Genomic DNA, 17,271 nt, shown 5'->3' with positions numbered 1-17,271 from the left:
GCGCGGCCTCCCCGGGGTCTCGGCGCTGCTTGGTGATACGGAGCGGAAGCCTCCGCGGATGAACTCCAGGGAAGATCAAAATGACGCGCCGGACCCCGGCTGCGCACACCGGGGGTGCCACCCCCGTACGGTTACGGAGTGACCGACGAAGCACCCCTGCGCCGTCGGGACTCGCCGGACACAGCAGGGGACGGACCGCACGCAGTGCCGCCCGGCCCGAATTCTGGCGGCCCCGAGGCAACACCGCTCACCGCACCCCGCGACGGCACCCCGCGCCCGGTGGAGACCGCGACCGAACTGGCCGACGTCGTCTCCCGGATGGCCGCGGGCGCCGGCCCGGTCGCCGTCGACGCCGAACGCGCCTCCGGCTACCGCTACACACAACGCGCCTACCTGGTACAACTCCGCCGTGCCGGGTCCGGCACGGTGCTGATCGACCCCCTCCCGCTGGACGATCTGGGCACCCTGGACGCCGCGCTCGCGGACACCGAGTGGGTGCTGCACGCCGCCAGCCAGGACCTGCCGTGCCTGGCCGAGCTCGGCATGAGACCGCGCCGGCTCTTCGACACCGAGCTGGCCGCGCGGCTGGCCGGCTTCGAGCGGGTGGGCCTCGCCGCGCTCACCGAGCAGCTGCTCGGCTTCTCGCTGGAGAAGCATCACTCGGCGGCGGACTGGTCGACCCGGCCGCTGCCGGAGTCGTGGCTCACCTACGCCGCGCTCGATGTGGAATTGCTCACCGACCTGCGTGACGTGCTCGCCGCCGAGCTGGAGCGGCAGGGCAAGACCGCGTGGGCGGCCGAGGAGTTCGCCGCGCTGGTGGCCGGCGCCGACCGGCCGCCCCGGGTCCGTCCCGACCCGTGGCGCCGCACCTCGGGCATCCACCGGGTCCGCGGAGCGCGGGCCCAGTCCCGGGTCCGCGCCCTCTGGTACGCACGGGACGGCGTCGCTGCCCGGCGGGACTCCGCGCCCGGACGGGTGCTGCCCGACTCGGCGATCGTCGCGGCGGCCGAGGCCGACCCGAAGGACGAGCGCACCCTGCTCGGCATCCCCGGCTTCGGTGGCCGCTCGGTGCGCCGGCTGGCGAAGATCTGGCTGGACGCGCTCGACCAGGCCCGGTCCCTGCCGGACGACGCGCTGCCGGTGAACCAGCCGGTGGAGGGCCCGCCCCCGCCGCACCGGTGGGCCGAGCGTGACCCGGTCGCGGCGGCCCGGCTGGCCCGGTGCCGGCAGATCGTGGTCGGCACGGCCGAGAAGCACAACCTGCCCCCGGAGAACCTGATCAGCCCGGACTTCGTCCGCCGGCTGGCCTGGTCACCGCCGGACGAGATCTCCGAGCAGACGGTGAGCGGCACCCTGCTCGGCTTCGGCGCCCGCAACTGGCAGGTCGGGCTGCTCGCCGCCCAGCTCAGCGAGGTGCTGCCGGACCCGGCTTAAGGGGATGTGACCAATTCGCGGATGCCCTGGCAGCCTCTAGTTACCGGCGAGTAGCATTGCCGACACATTTGGGTTCACGCCCGCAAGGAGGCTTGCTGTGCCCCGTGAAGTACGCGAGGTCGTCTTCGTCGACGGCGTCCGCACCCCGTTCGGCAAGGCGGGCGGCATGTACGCCGAGACCCGCGCCGACGACCTGGTGATCCGCTGCATGCGAGAGCTGCTCAAGCGGAACCCCAACCTCCCCCCGGAGAAGGTGGAGGAGGTCGCGATCGCGGCCACCACGCAGATCGGCGACCAGGGCCTGACCCTCGGCCGGACCGCCGCGCTGCTCTCCGGCCTGCCCAAGACCACTCCGGGCTACTCGGTGGACCGGATGTGCGCGGGCGCCATGACCGCGGTCACCAACGTGGCCGGCGGCATCGCGATGGGCGCGTATGACATCGCCATCGCCGGTGGCGTCGAGCACATGGGCCGGCACCCGATGGGTGAGGGCGTCGACCCCAACCCGCGGATCCTGGCCGAGAAGCTGGTCGACCCGTCCGCCCTGGTCATGGGCTCGACCGCGGAGAACCTGCACGACCGCCTGCCGCACATCACCAAGGAGCGGGCCGACCGTTACGGCCTGAACTCCCAGATCAAGACCGCCAAGGCGTACGCCGACGGCAAGATCCAGCCCGACCTGGTGCCGGTCGCGATCCGCAGCGCCGAGCTGGGCTGGGGCCTGGCCACGGTCGACGAGGCGCCCCGCCAGACCTCGCTGGAGAAGCTGGCCACCCTGAAGACCCCGTTCCGCCCGCACGGCCGGGTCACCGCGGGCAACGCGGCCGGCCTGAACGACGGCGCGACCGCGGCCATCCTGGCCGACGAGGCGACCGCCCGTGAGCTGGGCCTGCCGGTCGCCATGCGGATGGTCTCCTACGCGTTCGTCGGCGTCGAGCCGGAGATCATGGGCTACGGCCCGGTCCCGGCGACCGAGAAGGCGCTGAAGAAGGCCGGCCTGACCATCGACGACATCGGCCTGTTCGAGCTGAACGAGGCCTTCGCCGTCCAGGTGCTCGCCTTCCTCGACCACTACGGCATCGCCGACGACGACCCGCGGGTCAACCCGTGGGGCGGCGCGATCGCCATCGGTCACCCGCTCGCGTCCTCGGCCATCCGCCTGATGACGCAGCTCGCCCGGCAGTTCGCCGAGCGTCCCGACGTCCGCTACGGGATCAACGCGATGTGCATCGGCATCGGCATGGGCGGCACCGTTATCTGGGAGAACCCGTACTGGGAAGGCGCGAAGTGATCGAGAACCCGAACGAGGTAGTGACCAAGGCGATCGTCCGCCTGGTCCAGGTACCCGGGCTCGAGAAGCCCGCGGCCCTCATCACGCTGGACAACGGCTTCGACCACAAGAAGCCGAACAGCTTCGGCCCGGCCGGGCTGAAGTCCCTCGACGAGGCGATCACCGCGGCCACCGAGGCGAACCCGGCGTTCATCGCGCTGACCGGCAAGCCGTACATCTTCTGCGTGGGCGCGGACATCACCGGCATGCCGCTGATCTCCTCGCGGGACCAGGCCGTCGCGCTGGGCGAGCTGGGCCACCGGGTCTTCGCCCGGCTGAAGAACAGCGAGATCCCGACCTTCGCGTTCGTCAACGGCGCGGCGCTCGGCGGTGGCCTCGAGGTCGCCCTGCACTGCCACTACCGCACGGTCTCCACCGGCGCGGCGGCGATGGGTCTGCCCGAGGTCGCGATCGGCCTGATCCCCGGCTGGGGCGGAAGTCAGATCCTGCCGAACCTGATCGGCATCGCCGGCGCGGCGCAGGTCATCCTGCAGAACCCGCTGACCCAGAAGGTGCTGCGCCCGAAGCAGGCCAAGGAGATGGGCGTCGCGGACGCGCTCTTCGAGGCGGCCGACTTCCTGGAGAGCTCGCTCGCCTGGGCCGCCGGCGTGGTCAAGGGTGAAGTCACCGTGGAGCGGCCGGAGATCGACCGCGACATGTGGGACGGCGTGCTCTGGTTCGCCAAGCAGCAGCTCGACGAGAAGCTGCACGGCGCGGTCCCGTCCGCCAACAAGGCGATCGAGCTGCTGGCGCTGGCCAAGGAGGCGTCCTTCGAGGACGGCACCGCGGCCGAGACCGAGGCGCTCGCCGACCTGATCATGGGCGACGAGTCCCGCGCCAGCCTGTACTCGTTCGACCTGGTCCAGCGCCGGGCGAAGCGGCCGGTGGGCGTGCCGGACAAGTCGCTGGCCCGCAAGGTCACCAAGGTCGGCATCGTCGGCGCCGGCCTGATGGCCTCGCAGCTGGCCCTGCTGTTCCTGCGCCGCCTGCAGGTCCCGGTCGTGCTGACCGACCTGGACCAGACCCGCGTCGACAAGGGCGTGGGCTACGTCAACGAGCAGATCGACAAGCTGGTTGCCAAGCGCCGGATGGACGAGGGCACCGCGGCCAAGCTGCGCGGCCTGATCAGCGGCTCGGTGGACAAGTCGGTCTTCGCCGACGCCGACTTCGTGATCGAGGCCGTCTTCGAGAACCTCGAGCTGAAGAAGCAGATCTGGGCCGAGTTCGAGAAGATCGTCTCCCCGGAGGCGATCCTCGCGACCAACACCAGCTCGCTGTCGATCACCGACATGGCGGCCGACCTGGAGCACCCGGAGCGGGTCGTCGGCTTCCACTTCTTCAACCCGGTCGCGGTCCTCCCGCTTCTGGAGATCATCAAGGGCGAGAAGACCGACGACGCCACGCTGGCTACCGCGTTCGAGGTCGGCAAGCAGCTGAAGAAGTCGTCGGTGCTGGTCAAGGACGCCCCGGCGTTCGTGGTCAACCGCCTGCTCACCCGGGTCACCAGCGAGATCTTCCAGGCTGTCGACGCGGGCACCCCGCTCGACGTGGTGAACGTGGCGATGGACCCGCTGGGTCTGCCGATGCGCCCGATCGCCCTGCTCCAGCTGGTCGGCCCGGCGGTCGCCTACCACGTGGGCGAGACGCTGCACGCGGCGTTCCCGGACCGGTTCAAGGACAGCCCCAACCTCAAGAAGATCGTCGACGCCGGCCTGCCGGTCATGGTCGACGACGAGATCAACCCCGAGGTGGTCGCGCTCCTGGAAACCGGCTCGGCGCCGCTGACCGCCGACGAGGTACGCCAGAAGGCGCTCGACGCCCTGGCCGAGGAGATCCGCCTCATGCTCGACGAGGGTGTCGTCGCCGAGGCGCAGGACATCGACCTGTGCATGATCCTCGGCGCCGGCTACCCGTTCCACCTGGGTGGCATCACGCCGTACCTGGACCGCAGCGGCACCGCCGAGCGGGTCACCGGCAAGCGGTTCCTGCCCAGCGGCGTGGCGAACGTCCGCGCCTGAGAAGAGCACCCCGTGTGATGCCCGTCCGGCTCTGCCGGGCGGGCATCACCGCTTCGCGGGAACGCTCGCGCTGGCCGCGACCACCGGTGTGGTGTCGGCGGCCGGCAGTGAGACGGTGACCTCCAGGCCGCCACCCTCCAGCGCGACCGCCGAGACCGTGCCGCCGTGCGCGTCGCAGACCGCCCGGACGATGGACAGCCCGAGACCCGACCCGCGTGACCCGGTCCGCTCCCAGCCGCCCCGCTGGAACGGCTCGAACAGCCCCGGCACGTCGCCCGGCTCCACCTCGTAACCGGTGTTGCCGACCACCAGGACGGCATGCCCGTTCACCGACTCGGTCCGCAGCCAGAGGCGGCCGAGCAGATGGTTGTAGCGGATCGCGTTCTCGATCAGGTTGCCGGCCAGCCGGTCCAGCAGGCTCGGGTCGCCGACCACCGGCGCCGGCTCCAGCTCGGTGCTGACCTCCAGTTTCATCCGCTCGGCCTCGGCCTTCACCGCGGACAGTGCGTTGTAGACGCTGGTCGCCAGGTCGGCCGGCACCTTGCGGACCAGCCGCCGGCCGGACTGCGCCTCCGAGCGGGCCAGCACCAGCAGCGCGTCGACCAGCCCGTTCGCCCGCTCCGAGGCGTTGCGGACCACCTTGGCCATCCGCCGGTACTCGGCCACGTCGGCCTCGTCGTCGCTGAGCGTCACGTCGATCTCGGTCCGCATCACCGCGAGCGGGGTCCGCAGCTCGTGCGAGGCGTTCGCCACGAACCGTTTCTGCGACTCGAACGCGGCCGCCAGCCGGTCCAGCATGGCGTCGAAGGTGCGGGCCAGCTCGGCCACCTCGTCGTCCGCCCCGGAATAGCGGATCCGCTGGTCGAGCGTCTCCTCGCCGAGCCGCTGGGCGGTCTGGGTCACGCTGTGCAGCGGCCGCAGGGCCCGGCCGGCCACCGCGTACGCCCCGGCGATGCCGATGATGCCGACCCCGGCCAGCGCGCTCAGGCCGGTGAAGAGCAACTCCCGGGAGGCCTGCTCGACCATCTGGGTCTGCCAGGAGAACGCCTCGCGGGTGGTGCCGTCGGCCAGGGTGACCGTGGATCCGACCCGCAGCTCGTCGACCGGATGCAGCGACTCGCTGACCAGCAGCCAGGCCAGCAGCACCAGGGCGACCCCGGCGCCGACCAGCAGGATGCCGTTGAGCAGCGTGAGCCGCAGCCGCAACGTGGGCCGCAGCTGCAGCCGCAACGGCCGGCGGTTCCGGCCCGGATAGACGGTCACGAGGCCACGACCGGTTCGGGAACCCGGTATCCGGCGCCGACCACGGTCTCGATCAGCGGCGGATCACCGATCTTCTTGCGCAGGGTGTTGATGGTGACCCGCACGGTCGTGGTGAACGGGTCGGTATTGGCGTCCCAGACCCGCTCCAGCAGCTCTTCGCTGGAGACCACCCCGCCACGGGCCTTGAGCAGCTCCTCCAGCACCCCGAACTCCTTGTTGGTGAGCTCGATCGGGGCGCCGCCACGGGTCACCACCCGGCGGGTCTGGTCGAGCACCAGGTTGCCGACGGTGAGCACCGGTGGCGCGGCCGGGGTGGCCCGCCGGCCCAGCGCCTGCACCCGGGCCACCAGCTCCTCGAAGGCGAACGGCTTGGCCAGGTAGTCGTCGGCGCCCAGCTCGAGCCCCTCCACCCGGTCGGCGACCGTGCTGCTCGCGGTGAGCATCAGCACCCGGGTCAGGGCGCCGGACTCGACCAGCGCAGCGCAGATGTCGTCGCCGTGCATGCCGGGCAGGTCACGGTCGAGCACGACCACGTCGTACCGGGTCACGTACGCCATCTCGTGACCTTCCAGCCCGTCGTACGCCACATCGACGGCCATGCCCTTGCGGCGCAGCCCGCGCACGATCGCGTCGGCCAGGTTGCGCTCGTCTTCCACCACCAGCACCCGCATAGCCAAAGGCTACCGAAGGCGCCACACCCCGATGGAGGCGTCGACGCGGCGGCAGACCAGCACACCGGCGGTGAAGTGGCAGTCACCGGCGACCCGGTCGGCCGCCCCCAGAACGCGGATCCGGAGCCGGTCCAGGTGCAGCACGCCGTACCAGAGCCGGTCCTCGCCGGAGGTGGTGCGCCGGACGTAGGCGGTGCCCGGCTCCGGGCCCGGTCCGGCGCTCTGCCACAGCCCCATGTCGGCGAGCACGTCGCCGGTCTCCGGGTCGAGGACGTAGAGCCGCGGGTACGCGGTGCCCGGCATACCGGTCAGCAGCCGGTCGCCGATCCGCTCGGCGTAGTCCCAGCGGTCCGAGGACCAGCGTTCCCGCCCGGACGCCGGATCGATCACCAGGATCCCCCGCTGCGGCAGGAAGGCGCAGATCAGGTTCCCGCACTGGGCCGGGCCGCGGTACCAGCTCAGGTTCATACCGGTGTGCCAGCGCGGCTCGAGCCCGGTGGTGATGTCGTACCCGGTGGTCCCGGAACCGCCGGCGCCGATCAGGACCAGATCGCCCGCCGGCCAGAGCGACGTGGCCACGTCCCGGCGCTCCGGCACGGGAACCGCGGCCACCACCCGCCCGGTACGCGTGTCCCGGGCCACCAGCCGCCCGTCCCCGGTCAAGATGTAGAGCCACTTCGGATAGCCACCGGTGTAGCTCGACACCCCCACGTCGTCCCGGTCGCCCTGGCGCACCGTCCAGCGCGCCTTCCCGGTACGCAGATCGACACCCTGCCACTCGGCGTCCCCGAAGGCGGCGCCCTCCTGCCGGACCAGCGCCAGCCCCTCGGCCGCCGAGACGCCCTGCAACTGGACCGGCCGCTGCCAGAGCGGCTGGTCGATCCCGGAGCGCAGCGCGATGGTGCCGAACCTGACGGTGCGCTCCTCCTGGACCGTCACCAGCAGCAGGTCGCCGGCCACGTCGACGTTGAGCACGTCACCGCTGACCGCGACGGTGTGCTCGGAGAGCAGGGTGGCGTCCGGCAAGGCATACGCCCGGATGGTCCGTTCACCCTCAGCCGCGTCCCGCCCGATCACGAAGAGCCGGTCGCCGACGACCCGGATGGCGTCGCCGAGCGCGGCCGGGATGACCGCCGGGGACGCCGGTTCGGCGCGGGCGCCCGATCCGGCGAGCGAGGCCAGCAGCACGGCGGTGAGCAGCACGAGCAGCAGGCGATAGGGCACCGGCGGCACCGGGAGGGCAGCGGCGGGCAGCCGCGACCCACCGCGCGACACCTCACCCAGATCGATCAGGACACCGCTCACCGCAGAGCCTCCCAGGCCCCCATTCTGCCGTTCGGAGGCTCAGATGCGGTACGCCCGAACTCGCACGCCGGCGCCCTCCCGGCAGACCAGGTGGTGGTCGTCGGCCTCGCAGTCGCCGGTGTTCTCGGCGGCGCCCAGCACCCGCAGCTCGGGCCGGCCCGGGAAGACCACCGCGAAGGTCTGCCGGCCGGCCCCGCTGTCGCGCCGCAGCACCAGCGCGCCGTCCGGCTCACCGGTGTACGCCTCGTCCCAGCCGGTCAGGTCGACCCGGTCCCGCCCGGTACGCGGGTCGGCGAGCCGTATCGGCCGCCCGGTCCCGGCGTCGGTCTCCAGCACGAACCCGGCCCGCCGGGCCAGGTCCACCCCGGCGTTCGCGGTCCACGCCGTCGCCCCGGTCGCCGGGTCCAGCACCGACAGATCGGTGCCGGTCGCCGCGCAGAGCACGTCCGTGCAGGCCCGGGAGTCGCCCTGGGAGTCCGGGAGGGCGCGGGCCCAGAGCCGGCGCAGGGTCCGCGTGTCATAGGCCACCTGCTGCCCCGGATCCCGGTAGCCGACCAGGGCCACGTCCCCGACGACCGACGCCGTGGCCGGTCCCGTCCCGTTCAGCTCGGGGACCTCGGCCTCGGCGAGTGTCGTCCCGGTCGCCCCGGCGAGCAGGGTCAGCCGGTCGGAAGCGGTGATCAGCACGGCCGGCCGGTCGCCGTGGACCGGGTCGACGGTCACCGACCCGCGCGGGGTGAAGGTCCAGAGTGCCCGGCCGGTCGCCAGGTCGATGCCGCGGACCTCGGTGCGGGTCGGCGGCTCGGTGTGCGGCACCCCGTCGGCCGAGAAGTAGAGCAGGCCCGGGTCGCCGGAGGCCTGGTCGTACTCGGTGCCGGGCCGGAAGATCCGGTCCACCACCACGCCGAGCCCGCCACTGGTGAGCGGGGTGACCGAGATCGGCGAGCTCCACCGGACCCGGCCGTCACGGGCGTCGATCGCGGTGGTGGCGGCGAACCCCTCGGAGAGCAGCACCACATCGCCGGAGCGGCGGATCGAGAACGCGCCGAACACCCCCTCGGCGGGGTCGTAGCTCATCCCGATCGGCACCTGAGCGGTCCACAGGCGGCGCGGCGGCTGCTCCGGCGCCCAGGCGATCAGCTCACGCTCCGGGCCGTCCACAGCGGCCGTGTAGAGCCGCCCGCCGACCAGCCGCAGCGGCGTCTCGACGACGCCGGCCGCCTCGACCAAACCCAGGTCGCGCCAGAGCGTGCGGCCCGCCGGGACGGCGCCGCCGAGGGCGAGCAGCAGCACCGCGGCCACCAGCAGGCCGGCGTGCCGGTAACGCCACGGCGGGGGGCGCCGGCTGGGCCGCGGGTCGAGCGGGGCGTCGCGGTCCAGGTCGATCAGCGTCACGCCCCACCCTTCACCGGTACGCGGTCAGCCCGCTCTCGTGGTCGTCCGGTAGGCCCAGACGAGCAGTTCGCCGTACATCGACCGGCAGACCAGCCGCTCCGGGGCGGTCTGGCAGTCGCCGGTGCCCTCCGGGAGGTCGGCCAGCAGACGCGGGCGATCAAGGCCCTCGGCGACGACCGCGACCATGGTACGCGCGCCGGGACCGATCTCCCGGGTCACCAGCAGCTCGCCGCCGGCGGTGGTCCCGGCGACCGGGCGCCAGCCGGTCAGGTTCGTCAGCTCCCGGCCGGTCGCCGGGTCCACCACGGCCGCCGGGTCGCTCGGGCCGGTGGAGGTGTACGCGATCAGCCGGGACCCGTACTGCTCGACGGTCCGCCAGCCGGGCCGGCTCCAGCGCTCGATCCCGGTGGTGGGCTCGATCGCCCGGACGCCGCCGGGGCCGAGCAGGCAGGCCAGTTCGCCGCACGGCCGGACCCGCTGGACGGCCGGGGCCGGGCCGTTCCACAGCAGGCGCAGCGTCACCGGGTCGTACGCGGACACCTCGATGCCCAGCGGCCCGGGATGCCGCAGCAGCACCGCCTCACCGACGACCACCGGGTTCTCCGGGTCGTAGTCGGTCATCGGGAAGATCTGGCTGGCGAGGTGGGCGCCGGTCGGCACGTCGTACAGGTCGGCGGTCTGGTCGTCGCGGACCAGCATGATCCGGGACATGCCGCCGGGCACGCTGAGCAGCACCGCGGTGTTGGGCACCGCGACGCGCCAGCGGGCCAGGCCCACGGCGGGGTCGATCACCTCGACGGCGTTCTGCACCCGGCGGCCGCTGCCGGAGGTGCTGCGCACCCCCTCGACGGCGAAGAGCAGCGCGGTGCCGGGGAACGACACCACGTTGCGCTCGTGGTACCACTGCCGGGCGCCGGTCTCCAGGGAGATCGCCGAGGTGCCGGGCTCGTCGCGGCCCACGCTCCAGGGCCGCAGCAGCAGCATCCCGCTGCCGGTCCGCAGCCGGTAGACCGGCTGGTTCTGGTCGATCTGCCAGCGCCGCTCACCGTCGGCCAGCCGGTACGAGCTGAGCCGGCCGGCCGCCTGGATCAGCAGCCGGCCGTCGTCGTCGATCGTGTACGGATCGCCGGGCCCGATCGGCACCCGCAGCACCTCGGTGAGCGGCGGCGCGGGCGGAGACGCCGCGGACGTCACACCGAAGAGCAGGAAGAGCACGACGAGGGCCGGACCGAACCAGGGTGACGTCGTGCGCCGCCCTGGTCGGTGATAGGACTCCGGTTCCCCGCGTTCCAGGCCGAGATCGATGACGACCGGCCCGCCGTACGTGTCCGCACCCATTCCTCAAAGGTAACGACTGCGTAACGAAAGCGCCCGGTGAGGCGGGTGGGACCTTCAGACCGTGGTCCGCGGCTCCGTCACCGCGTCGGCGGTCTCGCCCCGCGACACCCAGCCGGTCACGTCCCGCGCGATGTCCTGCGCGGTCAGGCCCAGCGTGGCGAGGATCTCCGCCCGGGTGCCGTGCGCGTGGAAACCGACCGGGACACCGAAGTCGCGCAGCGGCACGGTGACACCGGCGTCGCGCAGCGCGCTCGCCACGGCGTCACCGACACCGCCGGCCCGCACCCCGTCCTCGACGGTGACCACGAACCGGTGCTGGGCGGCCAGGCCGGTCAGCTCGATCGGCACCGGACGGACCCAGCGCGGGTCGACGACGGTCACGCCGTAACCCTGCTCGGCCATCCGCTCGGCCACCTCCAGGCCGAGGCCCACGAACGAGCCCACCGCGACCAGCAGCACGTCCTTGCGCTCGTCCTCACGCAGCACGTCCACCTGGCCGACCCGGCGCAGCGCCGGGGTGGCCGGCGCGACCGCGCCGGTCGCGAAGCGCACGATGGTCGGGCCGTCGTCCACCGCGACCGCCTCGCGCAGTTCCTCGCGCAGCGTGGCCTCGTCGCGCGGCGCGGCGATCCGCAGGCCGGGCACCACGCCGAAGACGCTCATGTCCCACATGCCGTAGTGGCTCGGCCCGTCCGGCCCGGTGATCCCGGCCCGGTCCAGCACGAAGGTGACCGGCAGGTTGTGCATCGCCACGTCCAGCAGGACCTGGTCGAACGCCCGGTTCAGGAAGGTGGCGTAGACCGCCACCACCGGGTGCAGGCCGCCCATCGCCAGACCGGCCGCGCTGGTCGCCGCGTGCTGCTCGGCGATGCCCACGTCGTAGGTGCGCTCCGGGTACTTCGCCGCCAGGGCGGCGATGCCGGTCGGCTCGGCCATCGCGGCGGTGATCCCGACCACATCCGGCCGCTCGTCGGCGATCTTCACCAGCTCGTCGGAGAACACCGCCGTCCACTTCAGCGACGGCTTCGCGGTGAGCGCGCCGGTCTGCGGGTCGAACGCGCCCGGACCGTGCAGGCAGTCCGCCTCGTCCTGCTCGGCGGGGCGGTAGCCGTAGCCCTTGCGGGTGACCGCGTGCACGATCACCGGGGCGTTGAAGCCCTTGGCCCGGCGCAGCGCGGACTCCATCGCCTGCTGGTCGTGGCCGTCCACCGGCCCGATGTACTTCAGGCCCAGGTCCTCGAACATCGGCTGCGGGCTGACCGCGTCCTTGATGCCCTTCTTGACCGCGTGCAGCACCTCGAAGACCGGCTTGCCCACCACCGGGGTCTGCCCCAGCGCGTCCTTCACCAGGTCGAGCACCTTCTCGTAACCCGGGTTGAGGCGCAGCGTGGAGAGGTGGTCGGCGAGCCCGCCGATGGTCGGCGCATACGACCGGCCGTTGTCGTTGACCACGATGACCAGCCGGTTGCGGGTGGCGGCGATGTTGTTGAGCGCCTCCCAGCACATGCCACCGGTCAGCGCGCCGTCACCGACGACCGCGACCACGTGCCGGTCCTCGCCCCGCAGGGTGAACGCCTTGGCCAGCCCGTCCGCGTAGGACAGGGCGGTGGAGGCGTGCGAGTTCTCGATCAGGTCGTGCTCGCTCTCCGCCTGGCTCGGGTAGCCGGTGAGGCCACCGCGCTGGCGGAGCAGATCGAAGCCGTCCTGCCGGCCGGTGACGATCTTGTGCACATAGGCCTGGTGGCCGGTGTCGAACAGGATCCGGTCGCGTGGCGAGTCGAACACGCGGTGCAGGGCGAGGGTCAGCTCGACCACACCGAGGTTCGGACCGAGGTGCCCGCCGGTACGCGAGACCTTGGCCACGAGGAAGTCACGAATCTCGGCCGCGAGCAGGTCCAACTGCTCAGCGGTCAGTCGCTTGAGATCACCGGGAGCGGTGATGCTGCTCAGCAGGCCGGCCGGGGTCGAGGGGGAGTCGCTCATGAGCGTGGAGTCTATCCGTGCCACGCCGAAGCGCGACTGGAGCGAACGGTCAGAGCCGATCCCTCCACACAATTTCCACATCCACCGACCGGCCACCCCGGTTGGCCGGCCGCGCCGCGCGTCGGGCATCCTGGTAGGCACGCAGCGACTGGCGGCACAGGGATGGTCGAACCATCGGGGAGCTCGTCACGAGGAGTCGACCGCCTGGGCTCCCCGGCTGAGGAGTCGCGTATGTCTGCTCGTTTGCTTCCCGGCGCGCCCGTCGCCGAGTCCGTGCTCGACGACGTCAAGGCGCGGGTCGCCGCCCTCAAGGAGCGCGGTGTCCGGCCCAGCCTCGCCACCATCCTGGTCGGCGACGACGACGCCAGCGCGGGCTACATCCGGATCAAGCAGAAGCAGGCCGCCGAGCTCGGCTTCGAGTCGCCGCACCGGCACCTGAGCGGCGACATCACCCAGGACGACCTGCTCCGGGTGATCGCCGAGTTCAACGACGACAAGAACGTGCACGGCGTGCTGATCCAGTACCCGATCCCCGGCCACCTGGACTACGACGCGGCCCTGCAGACCCTCGACCCGGACAAGGACGTCGACGGCATGCACCCGCTCAACATGGGCCGCCTGGCCGTCGGCCTGCCCGGGCCGCTGCCCTGCACGCCGGCCGGCATCGAGGCGCTGCTCGCCTTCCACGAGATCCCGGTCTCCGGCCGTGAGGTGGTCATCCTGGGCCGGGGCGCCACCCTGGGCCGGCCGCTGGCGATGCTGCTGGCGCAGAAGCGCCCCACCGCCAACGCCGCGGTCACCGTGGTGCACACCGGGGTCAAGGACTGGCCGCGCTACACCCAGCGCGCCGAGATCCTGATCGCCGCCGCCGGCGTCCCCGGCATCATCAAGCCCGAGCACGTCAAGCCCGGCGCGGTGGTGATCGGCGCCGGCGTCCGCTACGAGGGCCGCCGCCTGCTCCCGGACGTCGAGGAGTCGTGCGCCGAGGTCGCCGGCGCCATCACGCCGCGTGTCGGCGGGGTGGGCCCCACCACGGTCGCCATGCTCTTCCGCAACGCCGTAACCGCCGCTGAGCGTGCCTGATTCACCCCGTGCGGCCGGGGCGCCCCGCGCGCCCCGGCTTCACGCCGTGGGCTCGGGGAGGAGCAGGGCGACGCACTCGACGTGCTGGGTCATCGGGAAGCAGTCGAAGGCCCGGATCTCCGTCGCCGCCCAGCCCACCGACCGGAACGTCGCCAGGTCCCGCGCCAGCGCGGCCGGATCGCACGCCACATAGGCGATCGCCCGCGGTCCGGCCGCCGCGACCGCCCGGACCACCTTCGCGCCCGCGCCGGCCCGCGGCGGGTCCAGCACCACCAGGTCGACCGGCCCGGTGACCCGCCGGCGGCTCAGCGCGGCGTCCACCCGGGCGGCCACCACCTCGACGTTCGGCAGGCCGCCGAGGTTGGCGCGGGCCGCGGCCACCCCGACCGGCGAGGACTCGACCACCGTCGTGCGGGCCCCGGTGCGCGCGGCCAGGGCCGCCGCGAAGAGGCCGGCCCCGCCGTACAGGTCCCAGGCGACCTCGCCTTCGGCGGGTCGCAACATCTTCAGCACCACACCGACGAGCGTGTCGGCGGCGGCCGGGTGCACCTGCCAGAAACCCTCCACCGGTACGTGCCACGCACGGCCCCCGGTGATCTCGGTGACCTCCGGCGGCCCCGAGAGCCGGACCAGTCCCCCGGCCGACGGCGCGTCGGCCAGCTCGTCCCCGAGCGCCGGCGCCTGGCTCCCGGCCGGGCGGGCCAGCACCGCCACGTCCCCGCCGGTGGTGGCGACCGCCTGCAGCGAGTCCTGTTCCGGCCAGGTGCGGGCGAGCAGGTCGAGGTCCTGGACGGCCGGGTGCGCGATCCGGCACCGGTCGATCGGCACCACCTCGTGCGAGCGGTGCTGGAGCAGGCCGGGGCGGTCGGCGGCGTCCACCGCGTACCGGACTCGGCTGCGCCAGCCGAGCAGGCGGGCCGGGCCGGTCACGCCGGGCAGCGGCTCCACCCGTACGAAGATCCGGTCTTGATCTTCCGGGCTCAGCCCGGCCAACCGGGTGAGCTGTTCCCGGACCACCGCGGTCTTCCACCGCAGCTGCGCGTCGTCGGCGACGTGCTGCAGGTCGCAGCCGCCGCAGCCACCCGGATGCGACCACGGGCAGGGCGGCGTGACCCGGTCCGGGGAGGCCTCGTGGATCTCGACCGCGTCGGCCCGCAGATAACCCCGGTGCCGCTCGGTGATCTCGGCGGTGACCCGCTCGCCGGGCAGCGCGTGCCGGACGAAGACCACCCGGCCGTGCGGTCCGTCGATGCGGGCCACGCAGTGCCCGCCGTGCGCCGGGGCGCCCACGGTCAGCTCGACCCGGTCGCCCTCCACCAGATCGTCCTCGACCCCGGTCGGCACCGGCCGGCTCATGACTGCCCGCTTCCGCTGTCGGCGCGCTCGGCGCTCTCCTCATCGTCGCCGCGGTTGCGCGGCCCGCGGGCCGGGGCCCGGCTCAGGCCGCGGTCCAGCCGCTCCAGGTCGCGGTCCTGGCTGGACCGCAGCTGCCAGGGCACGCTGGTGACCATGACGCCCGGCTCGAAGAGCAGGCGGCCCTTGATCCGCAGGGCGCTCTGGTTGTGTAGCAGATTCTCCCACCAGCGGCCGACCACGTACTCCGGCACGAAGACGGTCACCACGTCGCGCGGCGACGAGCGGCGCACGCTCTTCACGTAGTCGATGATCGGCCGGGTGATCTCCCGGTACGGCGAGTCGACCACGGTCAGCGGCACCGGCACCTGCCGTCGCTCCCACTCCTGCTGGATGTTGCGGGTGTCGGTGTCGTCCACGTTCACGGTGACCGCGGTCAGCGTGTCCGGCCGGGTCGCCTGCGCGTAGGCGATCGCCCGCAGCGTCGGCATGTGCACCTTGCTGACCAGCACGATCGCGTGGTTGCGGGAGGGCAGCACGGGCCGCTCGTCGGTCGGCTTGAGTTCCTCGGCGACCCGGGTGTAGTGCCGGTGGATGGCCACCATGAGCCCGTAGATGACCACCATCATGGTGATGGCGATCCAGGCCCCGAGCAGGAACTTCGTGATCAACACGATGATCAGTACTGCCCCGGTGAGGCCCATGCCGAACGTGTTGATGGCCCGCGAACGGATCATGCGGCGCCGCCGGTCCGGGTCCCGCTGGGTCCGCAGCAGGCGGTTCCAGTGCCGGATCATGCCGGCCTGCGACAGGGTGAACGACACGAAGACGCCGACGATGTAGAGCTGGATCAGCTTGGTGACCTCGGCGTGGAAGGACACGATCAGCACGATCGCGGCGACCGCCAGGAAGAGGATGCCGTTGCTGAAGGCCAGCCGGTCGCCGCGGGTGTGCAGCTGCCGGGGCAGGAAGCGGTCCTGGGCGAGGATCGAGCCGAGCACCGGGAAGCCGTTGAACGCGGTGTTGGCGGCCAGGAACAGGATCATCGCGGTGACCCCGCCGACCACCAGGAGCATGATCGAGCCGGGACCGAACACGGTCTCGGCGAGCTGGGTGGTGACCGTCTTCTGCACGTAGTTCGCCGGGCCGGAGAGGATCTGCAGGGCCGGGTCCTCGACGAACTGCAGGTGGGTCGCCCGGGCCAGGGTGATGATGCCGAACAGCATCACGATGGCGAGGCTGCCCAGCAGCATCAGCGTGGTGGCGGCGTTGCGGCTCTTCGGCGGTTTGAACGCGGGCACCCCGTTGGAGATCGCCTCGACGCCCGTCAGCGCCGCACAGCCCGAGGAGAACGTGCGTAACAGCAGGAAGACGAACCCGATCTGGGTGAGGTGATGCTCCTCGGCGTCGATCACCAGGCTGGCGCTCGGCGCCCGCAGGTCCTCGCCGAGCACGAAGACCCGGATCAGGCCGGTGACGATCATCCCGACCATGACGACGATGAACAGATAGGTGGGCACCGCGAACGCGGTCCCGGACTCGCGCAGGCCACGCAGGTTGAGGGCGCTGAGCAGGATCACCGCGCCGACCGCGACGCCGACCTTGTTCTCCTCCACCCAGGGCACCACGGAACCCAGGTTGCTGACCCCGGAGGAGACCGAGACGGCGACGGTAAGGATGTAGTCGACCAGCAGCGCGCTGGCCACCCCCAGCCCGGCCTTCGGCCCGAGGTTGACCGTGGCCACCTCGTAGTCGCCGCCACCGGAGGGGTACGCGTGCACGGTCTGCCGATAGCTGGCGACCACCGTCACCATCACCACCGCGACCGCCAGCGTCACCCAGGGCGAGTAGATGTAGGCGGCGGCACCGGCGATGGAGAGGGTCAGCAGGATCTCGTCCGGTGCGTAGGCCACGCTGGAGAGCGCGTCGCTCGCGAAGACCGGCAGGGCGATCCGCTTCGGCAGCAGCGTGTGCTTGAGCCTGTCCGAGCGGAACGGCCGGCCGAGGAGCAGCCGTTTGGCTAGGGAGGTGGTACTTGCCACGAGTGCCAAGAGTACGGGCGGACCGCATCGCCCGTACCCCGCCCCGGACACGGCCG

The 17,271-nt window shown here is 72.4% G+C and carries 12 protein-coding genes and 1 riboswitch; of the genes, 4 read left to right on the top strand and 8 right to left on the bottom strand.

Translation table 11 applies throughout. From position 1 onward, the window contains the following. Nucleotides 1-138: 138 nt before the first annotated feature. The 3 genes from AB0F81_RS07185 to AB0F81_RS07175 all read left to right on the top strand — a co-directional run bounded on the left by AB0F81_RS07185 (nt 139) and on the right by AB0F81_RS07175 (nt 4,782). Nucleotides 139-1,434: a ribonuclease D gene (locus AB0F81_RS07185; protein WP_360192327.1), complete on the top strand. Its 1,296-nt coding sequence runs from the start codon at nt 139-141 to the stop codon at nt 1,432-1,434. A 97-nt stretch (nt 1,435-1,531) separates the two neighbouring features. Beyond that, the gene (locus AB0F81_RS07180) at nt 1,532-2,725 is read left to right on the top strand and encodes a thiolase family protein (RefSeq protein ID WP_360192324.1); all 1,194 of its coding nucleotides are present in this window, start codon (nt 1,532-1,534) and stop codon (nt 2,723-2,725) included. Continuing rightward, nucleotides 2,722-4,782, top strand: coding sequence for a 3-hydroxyacyl-CoA dehydrogenase NAD-binding domain-containing protein (locus tag AB0F81_RS07175; protein WP_360192321.1), 2,061 nt, complete (start codon nt 2,722-2,724; stop codon nt 4,780-4,782). The genes AB0F81_RS07180 and AB0F81_RS07175 overlap by 4 nt, the downstream gene beginning before the upstream one ends. Before the next feature lie 45 nt (nt 4,783-4,827). On the opposite strand, the gene AB0F81_RS07170 is transcribed toward AB0F81_RS07175, so the two are convergent. From AB0F81_RS07170 to dxs, 6 genes are read right to left on the bottom strand one after another with little or no spacing between them, the layout of a single operon-like run. Then, on the bottom strand, nt 4,828-6,045 hold the full coding sequence (locus AB0F81_RS07170) for a HAMP domain-containing sensor histidine kinase (RefSeq protein WP_360192318.1): 1,218 nt from the start codon (nt 6,043-6,045) through the stop codon (nt 4,828-4,830). Beyond that, nucleotides 6,042-6,716 (bottom strand): response regulator transcription factor, encoded by a 675-nt coding sequence (locus AB0F81_RS07165; protein ID WP_360192315.1) that lies wholly within the window; start codon nt 6,714-6,716, stop codon nt 6,042-6,044. The genes AB0F81_RS07170 and AB0F81_RS07165 overlap by 4 nt, the downstream gene beginning before the upstream one ends. A gap of 9 nt (nt 6,717-6,725) precedes the next feature. Continuing rightward, on the bottom strand, nt 6,726-8,021 hold the full coding sequence (locus tag AB0F81_RS07160) for a PQQ-binding-like beta-propeller repeat protein (RefSeq protein ID WP_360192312.1): 1,296 nt from the start codon (nt 8,019-8,021) through the stop codon (nt 6,726-6,728). 39 nt (nt 8,022-8,060) lie between these two features. Then, entirely contained in the window at nt 8,061-9,416 is a 1,356-nt protein-coding gene (locus AB0F81_RS07155; protein WP_360192310.1) for a PQQ-binding-like beta-propeller repeat protein, read from the bottom strand. Between the two features lie 24 nt (nt 9,417-9,440). Further along, nucleotides 9,441-10,754: a hypothetical protein gene (locus tag AB0F81_RS07150; protein ID WP_360192307.1), complete on the bottom strand. Its 1,314-nt coding sequence runs from the start codon at nt 10,752-10,754 to the stop codon at nt 9,441-9,443. Between the two features lie 54 nt (nt 10,755-10,808). After that, nucleotides 10,809-12,737, bottom strand: a complete 1,929-nt coding sequence (dxs, locus tag AB0F81_RS07145) for a 1-deoxy-D-xylulose-5-phosphate synthase (RefSeq protein ID WP_360192304.1) — start codon at nt 12,735-12,737, stop codon at nt 10,809-10,811. Between the two features lie 134 nt (nt 12,738-12,871). Continuing rightward, nucleotides 12,872-12,954, top strand: a riboswitch (ZMP/ZTP riboswitch). A gap of 14 nt (nt 12,955-12,968) precedes the next feature. Here dxs and AB0F81_RS07140 point away from each other — a divergent pair. After that, nucleotides 12,969-13,820, top strand: a complete 852-nt coding sequence (locus AB0F81_RS07140) for a bifunctional 5,10-methylenetetrahydrofolate dehydrogenase/5,10-methenyltetrahydrofolate cyclohydrolase (RefSeq protein ID WP_360192301.1) — start codon at nt 12,969-12,971, stop codon at nt 13,818-13,820. Between the two features lie 39 nt (nt 13,821-13,859). On the opposite strand, the gene AB0F81_RS07135 is transcribed toward AB0F81_RS07140, so the two are convergent. Continuing rightward, nucleotides 13,860-15,176, bottom strand: a complete 1,317-nt coding sequence (locus tag AB0F81_RS07135) for a TRAM domain-containing protein (protein ID WP_360192298.1) — start codon at nt 15,174-15,176, stop codon at nt 13,860-13,862. Then, a complete protein-coding gene (locus tag AB0F81_RS07130) occupies nt 15,173-17,215 on the bottom strand; it encodes an APC family permease (RefSeq protein ID WP_360192295.1) in 2,043 nt (680 codons plus the stop codon). Before AB0F81_RS07130 ends, AB0F81_RS07135 begins: the two co-directional genes overlap by 4 nt. Nucleotides 17,216-17,271 lie beyond the last annotated feature (56 nt).

Origin of the sequence: Actinoplanes sp. NPDC024001 (assembly GCF_040638955.1) — a bacterium.
In the GTDB taxonomy this organism is placed as follows: domain Bacteria; phylum Actinomycetota; class Actinomycetes; order Mycobacteriales; family Micromonosporaceae; genus Actinoplanes.
This window is presented reverse-complemented; position numbering and strand designations above follow the sequence as displayed.

Bases quoted from the DNA above. Each gene is read 5' to 3' on its own strand.
- AB0F81_RS07150 (WP_360192307.1), bottom strand. From the start codon at position 10,754: ATGGGTGCGGACACGTACGGCGGGCCGGTCGTCATCGATCTCGGCCTG.
- dxs (WP_360192304.1), bottom strand. From the start codon at position 12,737: ATGAGCGACTCCCCCTCGACCCCGGCCGGCCTGCTGAGCAGCATCACC.
- AB0F81_RS07135 (WP_360192298.1), bottom strand. From the start codon at position 15,176: ATGAGCCGGCCGGTGCCGACCGGGGTCGAGGACGATCTGGTGGAGGGC.
- AB0F81_RS07140 (WP_360192301.1), top strand. From the start codon at position 12,969: ATGTCTGCTCGTTTGCTTCCCGGCGCGCCCGTCGCCGAGTCCGTGCTC.
- AB0F81_RS07165 (WP_360192315.1), bottom strand. From the start codon at position 6,716: ATGCGGGTGCTGGTGGTGGAAGACGAGCGCAACCTGGCCGACGCGATC.